12 protein-coding genes, 1 other RNA gene and 1 pseudogene are annotated in these 16,471 nt (G+C 58.9%); 10 read left to right on the top strand and 4 right to left on the bottom strand.

The window, feature by feature from the left end; translation table 11 throughout:
- The 5 genes and pseudogenes from ACW5W8_RS13820 to ACW5W8_RS13800 form a co-directional block, all read left to right on the top strand.
- Nucleotides 1-620 (top strand): annotated as a pseudogene (locus tag ACW5W8_RS13820) (hypothetical protein); the annotation flags it as partial.
- 3 nt (nucleotides 621-623) lie between these two features.
- Nucleotides 624-1,811, top strand: coding sequence for a LamG-like jellyroll fold domain-containing protein (locus tag ACW5W8_RS13815; RefSeq protein ID WP_498628341.1), 1,188 nt, complete (start codon nucleotides 624-626; stop codon nucleotides 1,809-1,811).
- Between the two features lie 2 nt (nucleotides 1,812-1,813).
- Nucleotides 1,814-2,218: a hypothetical protein gene (locus ACW5W8_RS13810; protein ID WP_201978054.1), complete on the top strand. Its 405-nt coding sequence runs from the start codon at nucleotides 1,814-1,816 to the stop codon at nucleotides 2,216-2,218.
- A gap of 12 nt (nucleotides 2,219-2,230) precedes the next feature.
- Nucleotides 2,231-4,180, top strand: a complete 1,950-nt coding sequence (locus tag ACW5W8_RS13805) for a hypothetical protein (RefSeq protein WP_498628340.1) — start codon at nucleotides 2,231-2,233, stop codon at nucleotides 4,178-4,180.
- Nucleotides 4,177-4,401: a hypothetical protein gene (locus tag ACW5W8_RS13800; RefSeq protein WP_139461483.1), complete on the top strand. Its 225-nt coding sequence runs from the start codon at nucleotides 4,177-4,179 to the stop codon at nucleotides 4,399-4,401. Before ACW5W8_RS13805 ends, ACW5W8_RS13800 begins: the two co-directional genes overlap by 4 nt.
- A 349-nt stretch (nucleotides 4,402-4,750) precedes the next feature.
- Here the strand turns inward: ACW5W8_RS13800 and ssrA are convergent.
- Nucleotides 4,751-5,110, bottom strand: a transfer-messenger RNA (tmRNA) gene (ssrA, locus tag ACW5W8_RS13795).
- A 163-nt stretch (nucleotides 5,111-5,273) separates the two neighbouring features.
- The gene (gene smpB / locus ACW5W8_RS13790) at nucleotides 5,274-5,762 is read right to left on the bottom strand and encodes an SsrA-binding protein SmpB (protein ID WP_005334498.1); all 489 of its coding nucleotides are present in this window, start codon (nucleotides 5,760-5,762) and stop codon (nucleotides 5,274-5,276) included.
- A gap of 169 nt (nucleotides 5,763-5,931) precedes the next feature.
- Here smpB and ACW5W8_RS13785 point away from each other — a divergent pair, with 169 nt between their 5' ends.
- The 3 genes from ACW5W8_RS13785 (at nucleotide 5,932) to ACW5W8_RS13775 (ending at nucleotide 10,555) form a co-directional block, all read left to right on the top strand.
- Nucleotides 5,932-6,366, top strand: a complete 435-nt coding sequence (locus tag ACW5W8_RS13785; protein ID WP_005334496.1) for an SRPBCC family protein — start codon at nucleotides 5,932-5,934, stop codon at nucleotides 6,364-6,366.
- Complete coding sequence (locus ACW5W8_RS13780) at nucleotides 6,359-6,706, top strand: RnfH family protein (RefSeq protein WP_498628339.1); 348 nt, start codon at nucleotides 6,359-6,361, stop codon at nucleotides 6,704-6,706. Before ACW5W8_RS13785 ends, ACW5W8_RS13780 begins: the two co-directional genes overlap by 8 nt.
- A 69-nt stretch (nucleotides 6,707-6,775) precedes the next feature.
- A complete protein-coding gene (locus ACW5W8_RS13775) occupies nucleotides 6,776-10,555 on the top strand; it encodes a DEAD/DEAH box helicase (RefSeq protein WP_498628338.1) in 3,780 nt (1,259 codons plus the stop codon).
- Nucleotides 10,556-10,630: 75 nt separating this feature from the next.
- Here ACW5W8_RS13775 and ACW5W8_RS13770 read toward each other — a convergent pair whose 3' ends face one another.
- Both ACW5W8_RS13770 and fadE read right to left on the bottom strand, forming a co-directional pair.
- Nucleotides 10,631-11,896 carry an amidohydrolase gene (locus tag ACW5W8_RS13770; protein WP_498628337.1) on the bottom strand — a complete coding sequence of 422 codons (1,266 nt, stop codon included), beginning with the start codon at nucleotides 11,894-11,896 and terminating at the stop codon, nucleotides 10,631-10,633.
- A 181-nt stretch (nucleotides 11,897-12,077) separates the two neighbouring features.
- The gene (fadE, locus tag ACW5W8_RS13765) at nucleotides 12,078-14,534 is read right to left on the bottom strand and encodes an acyl-CoA dehydrogenase FadE (RefSeq protein ID WP_498628336.1); all 2,457 of its coding nucleotides are present in this window, start codon (nucleotides 14,532-14,534) and stop codon (nucleotides 12,078-12,080) included.
- Nucleotides 14,535-14,789: 255 nt separating this feature from the next.
- Here fadE and lpcA point away from each other — a divergent pair, with 255 nt between their 5' ends.
- Both lpcA and ACW5W8_RS13755 read left to right on the top strand, forming a co-directional pair.
- The gene (gene lpcA / locus ACW5W8_RS13760; protein WP_139408188.1) at nucleotides 14,790-15,368 is read left to right on the top strand and encodes a D-sedoheptulose 7-phosphate isomerase; all 579 of its coding nucleotides are present in this window, start codon (nucleotides 14,790-14,792) and stop codon (nucleotides 15,366-15,368) included.
- 164 nt (nucleotides 15,369-15,532) lie between these two features.
- Nucleotides 15,533-16,342 (top strand): class II glutamine amidotransferase, encoded by an 810-nt coding sequence (locus ACW5W8_RS13755; RefSeq protein ID WP_019446544.1) that lies wholly within the window; start codon nucleotides 15,533-15,535, stop codon nucleotides 16,340-16,342.
- The last annotated feature ends 129 nt before the right edge of the window (nucleotides 16,343-16,471 follow it).

Below are 16,471 nucleotides of genomic sequence, written 5' to 3'. Positions count from 1 at the left end.
CCCAGCGCTATACGGCAAAGACCTGGGATCTGATAGGCGATAGCCAGTTCTTTTACTGGCTACCGAGCATTGGCAACTACAGCTATCAAACAGTCTATTGCACCGGCTATATCCGTTCAGTCAGACCCGGTGACCGTTACCATGCTGTCCTGTGCCATTACTTCACTACGGCGGCGAATGCCAACGAGTCAAACTGGGGTAACCGGGATGCGAGTGGTGCCGCTTATTGGGGAACAACACTCACCACGTTCAACACCACCGATCAACGAGCGATTGCTCGCCCATATCATCAGTTGTTTGGCACAACATCATGGTGGATCAAGGGCATGTTTGCCCGTTTCGGTGTGGGGTTGGCTGTACCAAACGGCCCCGATAACGGATTTTATCTCTCTACCGACCCCTGCATGGTGCTGGAGAATGGCAACCATCTGCGTGGGTATATGCCGGGGTTTGTCGTGCCATACGGTGATATCGGCGGCTGGCATCGTAAAAACTTTGGCGATTTGCCAGCGCTGCCAGGCAAGAAGGTGCGCTTCATTCGTGGGCTCTATCAGGTGAATGTCTACAACGCCGATCCACGTTCCTTGATCGGGTTCGATATCACCGGCCCCTGGAGGTAAGCGATGGTAACGCTGTATGACACTATCAAGGCGGCCAGCCCTATCGCGTTTTGGCCGCTAATAGATAACAAAGACCATAGCGGCAACAATCGGCATCTGGTGGCGCATGGCTCACCCGCTTTTGGTATGCCGCCCATGAATGGTGATTTATTGCCGTCCATGCAATCTGGTAACACCGATGCGGTATTGCGTATTGAGCAGTCAACGCTACCAAAAATAGTGTCGATAGAGGGGTGGTTCAGATTGGCGGGCGCCAAGGGGCCAAACATCTACAGCACAGTATTTGGGGTAAATCAGCCGTTAACCGGTTTCAATAACCGTTACATCATGATTTACCACGACACCCTTGGATTTTGTTCCTATCAAAATATCTCGCCAGCAGGTCAGACTGTCACCTATCCATCTGTCAAAACGTGGGCGTCATTATCATCAGGCCCGCATCATGTGGTGATGCAGTACGAGGTAGCCAGCAACAGTACCAAAATTTATATAGATGGGGTGCTGGATGCCGGTATGACGGTGCCCTTTGATGTGTTTATGCAGTTGGCCAATACCTTTCTGGTTATCGGTGGGTATTACTACAACGGAGGTGCAAGCGGTAACTGCCAGCTGGCCCATGTGGCGATTTATGGCAGAGAGCTGACCCAGGCAGAGATAACAGAGCGCCAATCTTTTGCCATTGGCGAACCTGTTTTTAAGCCGCCGGTGAGAATAACGGCTGTAGCTGCTAACCAGGAGTCTCGCAGCCAATTCCAGCCGCAAGATGTGGCCTGGCGCGGCACCCCGCCGATGTGTGCCGGGCCGCTTAATCTCCAGCAACAGACCCAGTACCCCCTCTGCAAGGGGCGGGATTACTTCTGGATCCGCGATGGGGTGCGCAACGTGGAGCAGGGGTTTATTGAAAGTACGGTGACCATCAGCGGGATGGGAGTGCGGCGCCGGGTACTTTGCTTCACCCAAGATGGCGAATTGGTTGGCGAGACCTACAGCCGCGCAGCGGATGGGGTCTATCGGTTCGATCTGTTGTGGCTGAATCGTCGTTATATGGTGGTCGCCCAGGATGATCCGGCATATGGCCCTGCCGATTACAACGCCGTGGCCGCCGACTATCAGGTGCCAAAACCCTATCCGCCTGGTGGTGGTGTGGCGCCCGAGCCGTTCCCCATGATTGCCCCGCTCAAGAGGAAATAACCATGATCTCCTATGCCGAAGGGCTGCGCACCAGTCGCGCCCAGCTATTGGCCACGGCCATTGATACGGGCAGCGGGGCCAGTGCCAAGCTGACCATCTATACCGGCACCAAACCGGCACCGGGGGCTGCTACGACTGACCAGCTGGCTCTGGTGGCGCTGATGTTCAGCCACCCCTGCGCCAAGACGATCAGCGGCGGGGTGCTGACCCTGAAACCCCTGGCCGAGCAGATGGCCACTGGCAGCGGCGCACCCACCTGGGGGCGCATTGTTGACCGGGATGGGGCCTTTGTGGCGGATCTCGATGTCGGGGTGCCGGGCAGCGGTGCCGATCTGGAGCTGCCCGCAGCGGAGTTTTTTGCCGGTGCGCTGATCCGTATCAATACCGCCACCATCACCGAACCGTAACCGGGGGGCCATATGGCCAGAAAGGATGCCAGCCTAGCGCTGCGTAAGGCTCGCAGCATCAACGGCCAGCTGGAGCTGAACCAGTCCGACGTGGTGCGTCTGGTCGGCATCCTGAATAGTGCCAACTTGCCGCCACGCCTGAGTGCGTCAACGGGTCTGGTGCTGTCATCGGTATTGGATGGCGCCCCGAATCGCTCCAGCGCGATGCTGGACGGCTCTGTGGTACTTGATACGGTGCTCGCCAGCCATACACATAGCCGGGGTGAGCTGCTTGGTGAGTTCGTCATTGAATGCACCATGGCCAGCACATCCTGCGCCCCGCAGCCTGTGCTCGCCGGGCAGTATGACCAGAACGTATTCCGGGGCCCTGCCAGTGCAATGGGGGATGTTTGGGATCGGGCGGATCGTCATTTCCTGCACCTCAGTAGCGAATGGCAGAAGGCTGGCACCGAGCGGGCAACCAGCCGCTCCCTGTGGCAACAGGCCGCCGCGCATCAGCAGCAGGTGGCCGAGCTGGGCGAGCAGATGCACCAGACGTTTATGGCCAATCAACAGCGTTTTGCCGAGGGGCTGCCGGTCAGCCAGCAGAGCCGCCAGGACTATGACAGCCTGGCCGCTGGCCATGTGGCGAATCAGTCCCTGTGGGTTGAGGCGGCGCCGGTCAGCCGCTGGCGCCTGGTCGTGTTCACCAACCCGCCGCGCTTTGACCAGGTTTGGCAGGCTGACCAGTGGCAAGAAGGCATCCCCACCGGTAAAGGGGTAGCCGCCCAAGCCTGGCACCCCGGCCAGCCGCTGATTGAGGGTTGGCGTGATGGCTGGGACGAGGCCATGTGGCCACCCAAGGGCAAGACGCCGCCACCAGAACCACCCAAGCCACCCATCCGCCTCGATAAGCGGGTGCTGCGGCTGGCGTTTGGGCGCAAGCGCGACACGGCAGAGCTGGAGTTCGTCTGGCAGGGCAGTGATGCGGCAATCGTCATTCCAACCCGGAGGGTTTATCTGGTGAGCAATACAGCAAAGATCGTGCGGGTACGTGATGGACTCGATATCCCGGCCACTGCGGTGAGTATCGAACTCGATACCGACTCCTGGGCGTGGCAGTTCAGCGCCCAGATCCCCCGTATCGCGGCGGCTGCGCTGACCGATGATGAAGAGGTCAGCATTCATATCAACGGTCAGCAATGGGACTGCGTGTGTGATGGTTGGCAATCGAGCCAGAGCTTTGGCCGCGAGTCGGCAACGCTGACGGGACGCTCTCGCACCGCTTACTTATCACCGACCCATGTATTGGCGCAGGCGGTAAGCGAGCCTGCTGCCGCGACCATGGCTCAGCTGGCGGCCGCCGTATTGCCGGTGGGTTGGACGCTGGATTGGCAAGCGGCTGACTGGTTGGTACCTGCCGGATTCTTTAGCCTGGATAACCAGACTCCGATCGAGGTGGTCAGGTACCTGGCCGAGGCGGCCGGTGGTTTTGTGCTGCCACACCAGCGCAACCGTCATCTGGTCATCAAGCCGCGTTATCCCACAGTGCCATGGCAGCTCGATACTGCTCAGGCCGATGTGGCGATCCCCCGCGCCATCATTACTACCCTGGGCAGTGACTTCCAGCCGGGTCATGCCGCCAACGGGATCTGGGTCAGCGGTGGCCACCAGGGCATCAGTGCACGGGTGGTACGCCAGGGGACGGCTGGCGAGCAACAAGCGCCGACCATCACCCACCCGTTGGTGTGTGATGTGACGGCAGCCCGTGCCCAGGGTGTGGTGGGGCTGGCCAAGACCATGCCCAAGCGTACCCAGACCATTGAACTGCCGTTGTCAGCTGATACCGGCTTGATCCTGCCGGGGGCGTTGCTCGCCGTGGACGGTTGGAAGGGTTACAACCGGGGCGTCAGGGTCTCTGCTGCGCTGCAGAACAGGGCCATGACGGTGCGCCAGCAACTGAGTGTGGAGCGATTTGTATGAACCTGTTTAAGCGATTCCTTGAGCTGGTACCCGGCGCTGATCCCTTACTGGTTGGTACCGTGACAGCTGTTGGTTCAACCTCGACCACTATCAGTACACTGGCGGGTGGAACGGTCACAGTGCGGGGTATCGGGGTAGCCATCGGCAAGAAGGCATTTTACAGGGGAGGGGAGCTGGCAGGAGAGGCGCCGGATTTACCGACCTATGAGATAGAGGTTTAATGCCGGTTTAACGGGGTTATCAAACTCAGTGATTCCGGTGCCACCAAGTTTGATAAACTACCGGGCCGGTAGCTTTTCATTTTCCCCGTAACTCTTTTTCATTTTCGGCGGCGGGCTACATGTGGGTAGTCCGGTGTGGGTCTATCCCGACAGCATGGGGGTCTGCCTGCCTGGCTATTGCATAATTCATATCTGGAGCAAGGGATAAGCAGTGTGGAGAGTGGCTTATGCCGTGCTGCGTCAAATGCCCAATACGATGTCGTAAGACGTGTAGATATGTTTGGTATCGGTAAACAACCATGGACAGTAAAAAGGGCCACCTCTTGCGAGGTGGCCCTTTCCAAACGTTTGGTGGAGCTGGGGGGATTTGAACCCCCGTCCAAAATTACTACATCCTTGGCACTACATGCTTAGTCACTCTTTACATTCGCCAACCCGCTGCGGAGAGACACGCCACGAATAGACTAGCTCGATTGGTTTTAATGCTTCCGCCCCGAGCAGGACTTCCACACGATCCTGTGAAGGATGACCTTCCGATTCCCTAGGACACAGGCAAGCTAGGGTAGAAGGGCTCAGCGCAGGTTATTAAGCTGCGAGTGCGTAGTTTTCGTCGTTTGCGACTATTTTTTTGCGGTTTATTAACGAGGCCTACCGCACCTCGGCATGCACCTTGGGTTTCGTGAATCTTGTCGAATCCAGAATCAGCCCCAAGTTGTTAATTGCGATTGTACGCAAAAATGTTGCGATAGCAAGGCGTTGATCCCCATTCCCTCTGGCAACCAGCCTGTTTGCCGATTTATTGTGCGCAACTGAGCCAGTGTTCCGCTGCGCAGGGGAAAGGTGCACCGGCGTCTTGAGCCAGCGGTGGCAGATTAGCCGCGATGCTTGTTCTTCATGATGCGCGCTTTTTCCCGATCCCACTCGCGGGCCTTGGTATCTTCGCGCTTGTCGTGCTCCTTCTTACCCTTCACCAGGCCGATCTCGACCTTGACCCAGCACTGTTTCCAGTAGAGGGCGAGGGGAACTATGGTGTAGCCCTGACGGGCGATCAGGCTTTCGAGCTTGTCGAGTTCACGACGGCTCAGCAGCAGTTTGCGGGTGCGGGTCGGGTCACATACCACATGGCTGGAGGCCGCTTGCAGTGGCAGGAAGCTGGAGCCGAACAGATAGGCCTCGCCATCGCGGAAGATGACATAGGCTTCGCTGATATTGGCCTTGCCCGCCCGCAGGGATTTGACTTCCCACCCTTGCAGGGACAGACCCGCTTCGATCTTCTCTTCGATGAAGTATTCGTGGCGCGCGGTTCTGTTGAGTGCAATGGTGCTGGACCCGGCTTTGTTTTTACTGTTTTTTTTGCTCATGACGGGCGATTTCCGGCAATGACTAGGAGGCTCGTATTATACGTAGGCAGGGGCGGCTGTAAAACGCGCAGCAGGTCAAGTGGTGGCTTTCTGAGCGGTTTGGCTGAGGTTTTACCTCCACAACTCCAAACATGGTGATAAAATCGCGCCGATTGGATGAGGAAAAGCCATGCCCCGAATTACGCGCAGTGCCCTGGTGATGTTCAGTGCAGAACAGATGTTCAAGTTGGTTAACGATGTGGATGCCTATCCGCAGTTTTTGCCCGGCTGTGTCGGCAGCCGTGTCCACGAGGCTGGCGATGACTACATGATGGCGTCGGTCGATGTGGCCAAGGCGGGGATTGCCAAGACCTTTACCACCCGCAATCAGCTGGATGTGAACCGTCAGATCAGGATGGAGCTGGTGGATGGCCCGTTCCGCAAGCTGGCGGGCTGGTGGACCTTTACCCCGCTTGATGTCGACGCCTGCAAGGTGGAGTTTGATCTCGATTTCGAGTTTACCTCCAAGCTTATCGAGGTGGCCTTTGGTCAGGTATTCCGCGATCTGGTGAGCTCCATGGTCTCCGCCTTCTCCAACCGGGCGAAGGAGGTCTACGGTGTCTGACCAACTCAATATCGAGGTTGTCTATGCCTTGCCGCAGCAGCAGACGGTGATTGCCCTGAGGGTGGCGCCCGAGACTTGCGTGCTGGCGGCCATCGAGCAGTCCGGCATCGTGCAAAAGCACCCCGAGATTGACTTGTCGGTCAACAAGTTCGGTATCTACAGCCGCCCGGTGAAAGGGAGCGAGCCGCTGCACGACGGCGATCGCATCGAGATCTACCGTCCACTCATCGCCGATCCCCGCGAAATGCGTAAAAAGCGCGCCGAGAAGGCCAAAGAAGAGGGGAGAGCCGATAGCGTGACCGGTGGCCGTCCCGATGTGCATCGCAAGCGTGCTGAATAGCCCCTAACCCTTGTGTAAAATCCCACCCTTGTCCTTTGGTTCCTTGTCTATTACTCCGGGATAACCGACATGCAATTCACCTCCATCCATAACCAGCTGCTCTTTTATGTAGCCAGATTCGAGCAATGTAATCTGAACAACATTGGCATTGCTCGGGGTCATTCGATCAAGAAGGCAGATAAAGATGCCTTGGCCGAGTTGGTCGAGAGCGGGATGATTCATCGGGGGGGGAATGGCAGTTACACGCTGTTGCCAGAAGGGTTCTGGTATCTGATCTATCTCCATTTCACGCAACCAGATACTTTCCTCCTGGAGATACGCTTTGCCAGCTGGCGTTATGCCTCTTATGCCAAGACGTTGATGCAGGGGAAAAAAGCCAGTTTCCATCATCGTGAGCTGGACCGGGAGATATTCGGCGCCATAGGAGCGACGCGGGTCTTTGGTTATCTCTCCCTCTCGTTGCAGCAAGTGATTGTAAGGTGTTGGCATGAGGAGGAGTTTCTCAGTGGCGCGCCTTGCTACCCTTGGGGCGAGTTGCGGGATGAGGGGGACGCGCTCGCCGAGCAGCTCTCTTATATGCAATGCGAGCAGGATTGTCTGCTGGCGCAACGGGCATCTGACTATCCGAGCGGCCCGCACGAGTTTGTCGCGTTGCTGCGCCACTATAAAGGGGATGCTTCAGGGCAAGCCGCTGCGCTGGAACAGGCACTGCTTGACTGGCGCATTCGTACCAATCAGAAGGTTTTTTTTCCCGGTGGGTTGACCGTGATCTGGTTCGGCCTGCTTGCAGTGGTGGGAGGCGATCTGACCAAGTGGCATAAGCCCGCGATAACTTGGGCGAAGCAACAGTATCCCTGGCTGGTGGAGCCCTTGCAGCTGTTGGGCGAGAAAGATCGTGTTGCTACCCCCCTTCTGATGCGTGACTGGCGTGGCCCGGTTGAGGCGTTTAGCTCCCGCCCCCATCTCCCGCTGGGGCAACTCTGGCTGGTGCTCTGCTTGTTATGGCAGGCACAGCAGTCTGGCGGTGATGTTGGCGAGCTGACTAGCTGGCGGGTTGAACCTTTTTTGAATGCGTCCCCCGATAATCTGTTGATGGCCCTCTGTCAGGATCTGCTACGTCTGTTGCAGGAGCTCCCCATCACCTTGCGTATCTTTGCAATACACCGTCCTGCCCAGTGGGAGCGCTGGCTCGCCGCCTTGCCACAGCCACAGCTTCAGGTTGGCAAGCGTGAACGTCTGGTGTGGCAACTGGACAAGCAGGGTAAGGAGCTGATCTGCCGCTTGCAGAAAGAGAGTGTCAAAGGTGGCTGGAGCAGTGGTCGGGTGATCCACCATATGTGGGATATCGATAACCTCTATCCCGACGTGGCTGACGAGCAGGATCTGCGCATTGCCCATAGCATGCGCAATAACTATTACGGTACGCCGGATATCGACACATTACGGATGCTGGCGGAGCATCCCCGGCTGCAAACCGCCGAGGGGACGCCGCTCGCCCTGCTGTTCAATTCGCCACTGGTGGCTATTGAAGAGCGTGAAGGGCGTTGGCAAGCGACCCTGATGAGCAACGGTAAAGCGGTGTCGGTGAATAGCGGCCAGAAAATCACTCGTATAGCGGCGGATTTGTGGCAAGTCGAGGCGGTGCCGCCACAGGTGCAAATGCTGCTGCCCCATCTTGAGCGGATGCCCGAGTGGCCAGCCGAAGCGTTGCCTCAATTGGCTGACACTCTCAACAATCAGCCGGAACTCGATTGGGTTAGTGAGCATCCGACACTTCGCAGCCATACCCGGCTAAGCCCTTGCCCCCTCGATGCAGTGCTATTGACTGACTTGCAAAAAGAGTCTCTGCACTTGCAACTGGCCAACCTGTTGCCCGGGGGCAAAGCCATGCCGTTGGGCAGTGGTGCCGAGTTCATTAAAGATTGGCAAACGCCCCACCACTACTGGCAGCGGGCCTTGAAGCAAGAGAGCGGGCTGACCAAAGCCGTTGCCAACGCGCTGGGGTTGGCAGGCAAAGGGCCTTGGTCAGTGAGTGGCAGTGATATGCTCCCCATGCTGGAGCGATTCGCGGCCCTCGACGAACTAGGGATTCGTCTGCAATGGCACAGCGACAGCCAGCGGGTGCATCTGCTCGGTGAAGAGTCACTGACCTTGCGGATCGAGCAGCAGCAGGAGTGGTTTGTCATCGATGGCGAATTGCAGGTCGATCCGCAACAGGTGCTGGATCTGCGGATGTTGCTGCGTCAAATAGCGGGAGGCCGGCGTTACATCACGCTGGAGGGCAAGCAGGCCCAGCTCATGTTAAGTGATGCCTTGCTCGCGCGGCTGACCACCCTGGCGGCGTTGGTGGATGAGAACCAGCAGGTAAACCAGCGGCTGGCCTATCCGCTTATGCATCTGCTTGAGCAAAGCGCGGTCAGCGGAGATCAAGGTTGGCGTACCTTGACCAACGCCTGGCGTCAGGAGGCCAATTGCCCCGCCGAGTTGATGACGCCGCTACGGGAGTATCAGCGGGTGGGGGTGCAGTGGATGGCCAATCTGGCACTGCACCGCTTCGGCGCCTGTCTGGCCGATGATATGGGGCTGGGTAAGACCATCCAGGCGTTGACGCTGCTGCGGCTTCGAAAAGAGCAGGGGCCCGCGTTGGTGATTGTGCCCACTACGCTGCTGGCTAACTGGTGTGAAGAGGCGGCCCGGTTTGCCCCTGAGCTGACCGTTCAGGTGCTCAATGAACAACAAGACAGGGAGGCGGCGTTGGCCAATCTGGGGCCTGGCTCTTTGCTGTTGACCACCTATGGATTGGTGACCAGCCATGCCGCGCTGGGCGAGATCCAGTGGGCCACCATAGTCGCCGATGAGGCGCAACAGATTAAAAATGCCAGCACGGCACGCGCCAAGGCGCTGTTCCAGCTGAATGGCGAGTTTCGGCTTGCCCTCAGTGGCACCCCGGTCGAGAACCACCTCGGTGAACTCTGGAGCCTGTTCAACTTCATCAACCCAGGGCTGCTCGGCAATAAAACCCATTTTAAACAACGGTTTGGCAAGGCGAGCCGGGATCCTGCCCATCTTGCCCAGTTGAAAGGGGTGATCGCCCCCTTCGTGCTGCGCCGTCTCAAGCGGGAGGTGTTGACCGAACTGCCCCAGAAGACCGAGATCGTGCACCACGTCGAGCTGTCAGGCCCCGAGTTGGCGCTTTATGAGGCGAGTCGTCGTGAAGCGGTCAGCCAAATGGAGAGTGGTGAAGGGCACAACCTGATGTTGATGCTGAGCAATCTTACCCGCCTGCGCCGGATCTGCTGTTCGCCCGCGTTGCTGGTGCCCGATTGGCAGCAGCCACAGAGCAAACTGGAGGCCGCGATGGATCTGATACTGGAGGCCATCGACAACGGTCACCGGATCCTGGTGTTCAGCCAGTTTGTCGATCTGCTCTCTCTGCTGCGCAAGCGCCTGGAAGCGGTATCCCTCGATTACTGTTATCTCGATGGTAGTTGCAGTGCCAAGCAGCGGCAGGAGGCGATCGGGCGCTTCAAAAGCGAGGAAATTCCGCTGTTTCTGATCAGTCTGAAAGCGGGAGGCACGGGGCTCAATCTGACCGAAGCCGACACCGTTATCCATCTCGACCCCTGGTGGAATCCGGCGGTGGAAGATCAGGCCAGTGATCGGGTGCACCGCATGGGCCAGACCGAACCGGTTACCATTTATCGACTGGTGTGCGAGCAGACGGTGGAGGAGAAAATTGTGGCATTGCATGCCCAGAAACGAGAGCTGGCCGAAGGGGTGCTGGGAGACCAGAATCAGGTCGCCCAGATCGATGCCGAAGTGATCAAGGGGCTGTTGACCACAGGGTAGTGGTGTGCAGTGTGAATACCGGTGGTTGACCGGCTTGTCAGGCGGGAGCAGCAGTGATGTTGCTCCCGCTTTTTCTTATCCGGTTGTACCGGCCAGCCGGGCGCGTGCCCAGGCGGCCAGCAGCTCGACCCCGCTTTGCATCACCCGCTCATCGAAATCGAATTCGTTGTGATGGTGTGGTGCCGCCAGATCGGCCCCCAGAATGAGGTAAGCCGCTTCGCCCCCCTGTTTTTGCACCCGCTCCATCAGAAAACCGGCATCTTCGCTGGCGCCAAAGCGGCGAGTCTGGATAGTGGCGAGCCCCTGCTTGCGGGCCAGCGCCGCCAGCTCGGCTTGCAGCGCCGGGCTGTTGTCGAGGGCAATGGCCTCACCCTGCTTGATGATGCGATAGGTGACACCGTGGGCGAGGGCGGTACCTTCGACGATGCGCTGTACCTGACTGAACATGTAGTCGTTGAGCGCACAGTCGGCGCCGCGGGTTTCACCGCGCATCTCCGCATGATCGGGAATGACGTTGCGGCCGCTGCCGGCGTTAAGCTGGCCGACGTTGATGCGGGTCATGCCGTCGCGGTGGCGGGGAATGCCGAGCATGGCGGTGGTGGCCATGCAGGCGGCTGCCAGCGCATTGCTGCCGGCATTGGGTTCGAGCCCCGCGTGGGCGGCGGTGCCCATAAAGTGGACGTCGAACTTGGTGGAGCAGAGAAATTCGGTGGGGTTGATCACCAGCTCGCCGCTGCCAGCGTGAATGCCGATATGGAGCGAGAGCAGTGCATCCACGTCATCGAGTGCGCCACCGGCAGCCAGCGCCTTGCCACCACGGCACCCCTCTTCGGCGGGTTGGAAGAAGAGCTTGATGCGCCCGCACAGCTGCTCCTTCATCGCCATCAGGCTGCTGGCCAGCCCCATGCCGATGGCGGTGTGGCCATCGTGAGCACAGGCGTGCATCCACCCCTTGTTGTGGGAAGCAAAGCCCTCCTGCTGCGGTTGGTGCTGTTCGGCGTCGGACTCTTCCACCTCCACCGCATCGATGTCGAAGCGAAAGGCCAGGGTCGGGCCGGGACGGCCGGTATCCAGCTCTCCCATCAGGCCGGTGACATCACCGATCCGCTCCAGCCAGTCGGGATGGGCTCCCTGACGGCGGGCGCGAGCCTTCTCAGCCGCCACATCCACATCACGGCCCATCATCAGATTGCTGGCCAGCAGCTTGTCGCCGAGCACGATGCGATAACCGAGCTCGCTCAGGTGGTGGGCAATCAGGCTGGTGGTGCGAAACTCTTTCCAGGCGGCTTCCGGCAGGCGGTGCAGGTCGCGGCGCCACAGGATCAGGTGCTCAAGGGTCATCTTGGCTTCCTTGGTGATTCGATTTGTCGGCTATTGTGCCTTTTTTCCCGTCTGACCACACGGGGGCTGCAGCTGGTCGGGGGAGCAGTGAGTGCAAGTGGTGGCTGTTCGGGCCGTGAATAGTAGTGAGCGCCCATAAAAAACGCCTCCACAAGGGAGGCGTTGTCAGAATGCCTTGATATCAGGCGGCGTGATGGTAAGCGGAGGCTTCAAACAGCTTCTTGTTGGCCACCAGATCGATGGGGTCAAAGTCATCGACGTTGATGGTGCGCAGGCGACTTACCTCGGCGCGGCGCAGCAGCTCGGCTTCGCTCTGGGTCAGTACACCAGCGGCCAGACCCATGTCGGCCACCTTGTCCAGCGCCATGAAGGGGCGCTTGATGCCATCTGCTTTGCAGACTTTCTCGAACAGCGGTTCGGCCGCCAGCACGTCATCGAGCGCCTGCTCCAGCAGACCGAAGGGGTTGCCCTCTTCGCGGGTCAGGTATTGGCCCTTGGCCAGGCGGCTGCGGGTTTCGCTCGGGGTTTGCAGCAGACGGGCAACCTGTTGATCCAGCTTGTCGCACGGACGGTTCAGGTCACGACCCAGCGGCAATACCACGGCGCGCAGGGCAAGGCCAATCCAGCGGTTCGGGAAGTTGCGCAGCAGCTCGTCGATTGCCTCTTGTGCCTTGAACATGGCATCTTGCAGTGCCCAGTGCAGCAGCGGCAGGTCGGCCTGCTGGCGTCCCTCGTCCTGATAGCGCTTGAGGGCGCTGGAGGCCAGATAAAGCTGGCTCAATACGTCGCCAAGGCGGGCGGAGACCCGCTCCTTGCGCTTGAGCTCGCCACCCAGGGTGCCCATCGCCATGTCTGACAGGAACGCCAGGTTGGCCGAGAGGCGGGAGAGCTGCTGGTAGTAGCCCTTGGTCTGATCCTTGTAAGGGGCCGCGGCAAAGTGGGCGCCGGTGATACCGAGCCAGAAGCTGCGCACCAGGTTGCTGATGGCAAAGCCGACGTGGCTGAACACCGCCTTGTCGAAATCTTTCAGCGCCTGCTCTTTATCCGGGTGGCTGGCAGCCAGCATCTCCGGCAGTACATACGGGTGGCAACGGATGGCGCCCTGACCGTAGATGATCATGCTGCGGGTCAGGATGTTGGCCCCTTCTACCGTCACGGCGATGGGGGCACCCTGATAGCCACGGGCCAGATAGTTGTTGGGGCCCATGCAGATGGCCTTGCCGCCGTGGATGTCCATGGCATCGATGATGCACTTCTGGGCACGGTCGGTGAGGTGGTATTTGACGATGGCGGAGATGACCGAGGGCTTCTCGCCAAGGTCGATACCGGTCACGGTCAGGTTGGCTGCGGCGCCCATGATGTAGGCGTTGCCACCGATGCGGGCCAGCGGCTCTTCAATCCCTTCCATCTTGCCGATGGGCAGCTTGAACTGGCGACGGATGCGGCTATAGGCGCCGCTCGCCAGGGCCAGCATCTTGACGCCACCTGTGCTGTTAGAGGGCAGGGTGATACCGCGGCCGACCGACAGACACTCGACCAGCATGCGCCAGCCCTGACCGGCCATGGCCGGGCCACCGATGATGAAATCGAGCGGGACGAATACATCCTTGCCCTGGGTCGGGCCGTTCTGGAACGGCACGTTGAGCGGGAAGTGGCGACGGCCAATGCCGACCCCCTTGATGTGAGTGGGGATCAGGGCGCAGGTGATGCCGAGCTCTTCCTCTTCACCCAGCAGGTGCTCGGGGTCACGCAGTTTGAAGGCCAGACCCAGCACGGTAGCAATGGGGGCGAGCGTGATATAACGCTTGTTCCAGGTGAGGCGCATACCGAGCACCTCTTTGCCTTCCCACTCGCCTTTGCAGACGATACCGAAGTCGGGGATGGAACCTGCATCAGAACCCGCTTCCGGGCTGGTCAGGGCGAAGCAGGGGATCTCTTTGCCGACCGCCAGACGGGGCAGGTAGTAATCCTTCTGCTCGTCAGTGCCATAGTGCTGCAGCAGTTCGCCCGGGCCCAGCGAGTTGGGCACGCCGACGGTGGAGGCGAGCACGGCACTGGCACCAGTCAGTTTTTGCAGTACACAGGACTGGGCATAGGCCGAGAACTCCAGACCGCCATATTTCTTCTTGATGATCATGGCGAAGAACTTGTTGTCCTTCAGGTATTGCCACACCTCGGGGGAGAGGTCCGCGCGCTCGTGGGTCACTTCCCAGTCGCTCACCATGCGGCACACTTCCTCGACCGGACCATCCATAAAGGCCTGTTCTTCGGCAGAGAGGGCGCTGACCGGGATGGCGTGCAGCTTTTTCCAGTCCGGGTTGCCCGCGAACAGGTCGGCTTCCCACCAGGTGGTGCCCGCTTCGATAGCCTCTTTCTCGGTGCGGGACATCTCCGGCATGATTGATTTGTAGATCTTGAACAGCGGCTTGGTTATTTGATTGCGGCGAAATTCCACCAGATTGAGCGGGATGGCGATCACCGCGAACAGCGCCCAGACCAGCAAGGGCACATGACCATAGAGGGCGCCAAGCACCAGGGCGGCGCCGGTGACCAGGGTGGAGATGAACAGGGATGCCCGGCGATAGGCCAGGGCTCCGATAACCAGGATCACCCCGAGCAGAGTGAGGGTCGTCGTCATTGCTTGCTCCTTGCGTGGTTAGGTTGCCAACGTGGCGTAACTGATCCAGAGGTCTGACCTGTTGGATATGGCCCCTGTTGTAATTCATACGCACAAAGTTATCAAGCTGTTTACATCTTCATTACCTTCTCTCTGTGATCACCATAACGCTCACGCGCCGCCAGCGCTGTGGCTTGCAGGGGGGCGACTGTGCGATTCGCTTGTGCGAGAATAGCCGCGATCTACACGCACACTAAAAACAGTGGAAGAGACATCATGTACCAAGAATTGATCCGCAATGAACTGACCGAAGCTGCCAGCGTGCTGCAGGCCTTCCTGGCTGATGAGCAGAACCTGAAAAACATCGAAGCGGCCGCCAAACTGCTGGCTGACTCTTTCAAAGAAGAGGGCAAGGTGCTCTCTTGTGGCAACGGTGGTTCCCACTGTGACGCCATGCACTTTGCCGAAGAGCTGACCGGTCGCTATCGCGAGAACCGCCCGGGTTATGCCGGTATCGCCATCTCCGATCCGAGCCACCTCTCCTGCGTCTCCAACGACTTTGGCTATGACTATGTCTTCTCCCGCTACGTAGAAGCGGTCGGCCGTCGTGGCGACGTGTTGCTTGGCATTTCCACCAGCGGTAACTCCGGCAATATCATCAAAGCCATCGAGGCTGCCCGCGCCAAAGGGATGAAAGTGATCGCCCTGACCGGCAAGGATGGCGGTAAGATGGCGGGTCTGGCGGATGTCGAGATCCGGGTTCCGCACTTTGGCTATGCCGACCGTATTCAGGAAGTGCACATCAAGGTGATCCACATCCTGATCCAGCTGGTCGAAAAAGAGATGGCCAAGTAATCAGGCTGTCACTACCAGACAAGGGCAACACAGGTTGCATGGTTCGCCATCGACCGGTTGTTGCCAGTCACAGGGGAAGGAATTGCGCCTTCCCCTGCTGCCTGTCGGACCAGAGCTCTGGTCGAACATGACACAAGCCAAATCATGAAAGGAGTCTGCCGGATATGTGCGAACTGCTCGGCATGAGTGCCAATGTGCCGACCGATATCTGCTTCAGCTTTACCGGGTTGATGCTGCGCGGCGGCAAGACAGGGCCCCACAAGGATGGCTGGGGGATCACCTTCTACGAGGGGAAGGGCTTTCGCACCTTCAAGGATCCCGAGCCCAGCGCCCAATCTCCCATCGCTAGACTGGTACAGGCGCTGCCCATCAAGAGCTGCGCCGTGGTCAGCCACATTCGGCAGGCCAACCGTGGCTGCGTGTCACTGGAAAATACCCACCCCTTTACCCGTGAGCTGTGGGGCCGTTACTGGACCTTCGCCCACAATGGTCAGCTGACCGGCTACAAGAAGCTGCCAACCGGCCGCCACCGTCCTGTGGGGGATACCGACAGCGAGCACGCCTTCTGCTGGCTGCTCGATCGGCTGGAGCAAAAATATCCCAAGCGTCCGGCCAACTTTCCCGCCATGTTTCGCTATCTCGCTACCCTGTGTGACGAGCTCAGAGCGTTCGGGGTGTTCAACATGCTGCTCTCGGACGGGGAGTATGTGATGAGCTACTGCAGCAACAACCTGCACTGGCTGACTCGCTGTGCGCCGTTTGGCGAGGCGAGCCTGCTGGATGAGGAGGTGGTGATCGACTTTCAAAGCGAGACCACCCCCAACGATGTGGTCACCCTGATCACCACCCGTCCGCTGACCGGCAATGAGAATTGGGTCAAAATGGCGCCTGGCGAATTCAATCTGTTTCGCATGGGGGAGCGGGTGGCGACCAACCAGGTCGCGCTTGAGCAAGATAAAAAAATACCAGGGTAGATACCTACCCTGGTTCTTCGCAGCAGCCATAAAAGGCAAAAGGGATGAGAGGTGTTGCTGAGCATCATCACTCTGACGGCATTGAGTGTTGATCAATTGTTAATTTGAGGCAATCAAGTTGTTGTCTTG

This window comes from Aeromonas aquatilis, assembly GCF_054052405.1.
The sequence above is the reverse complement of the archived record's forward strand: the minus strand, read 5'-3'. Positions and strand labels throughout refer to the sequence as shown.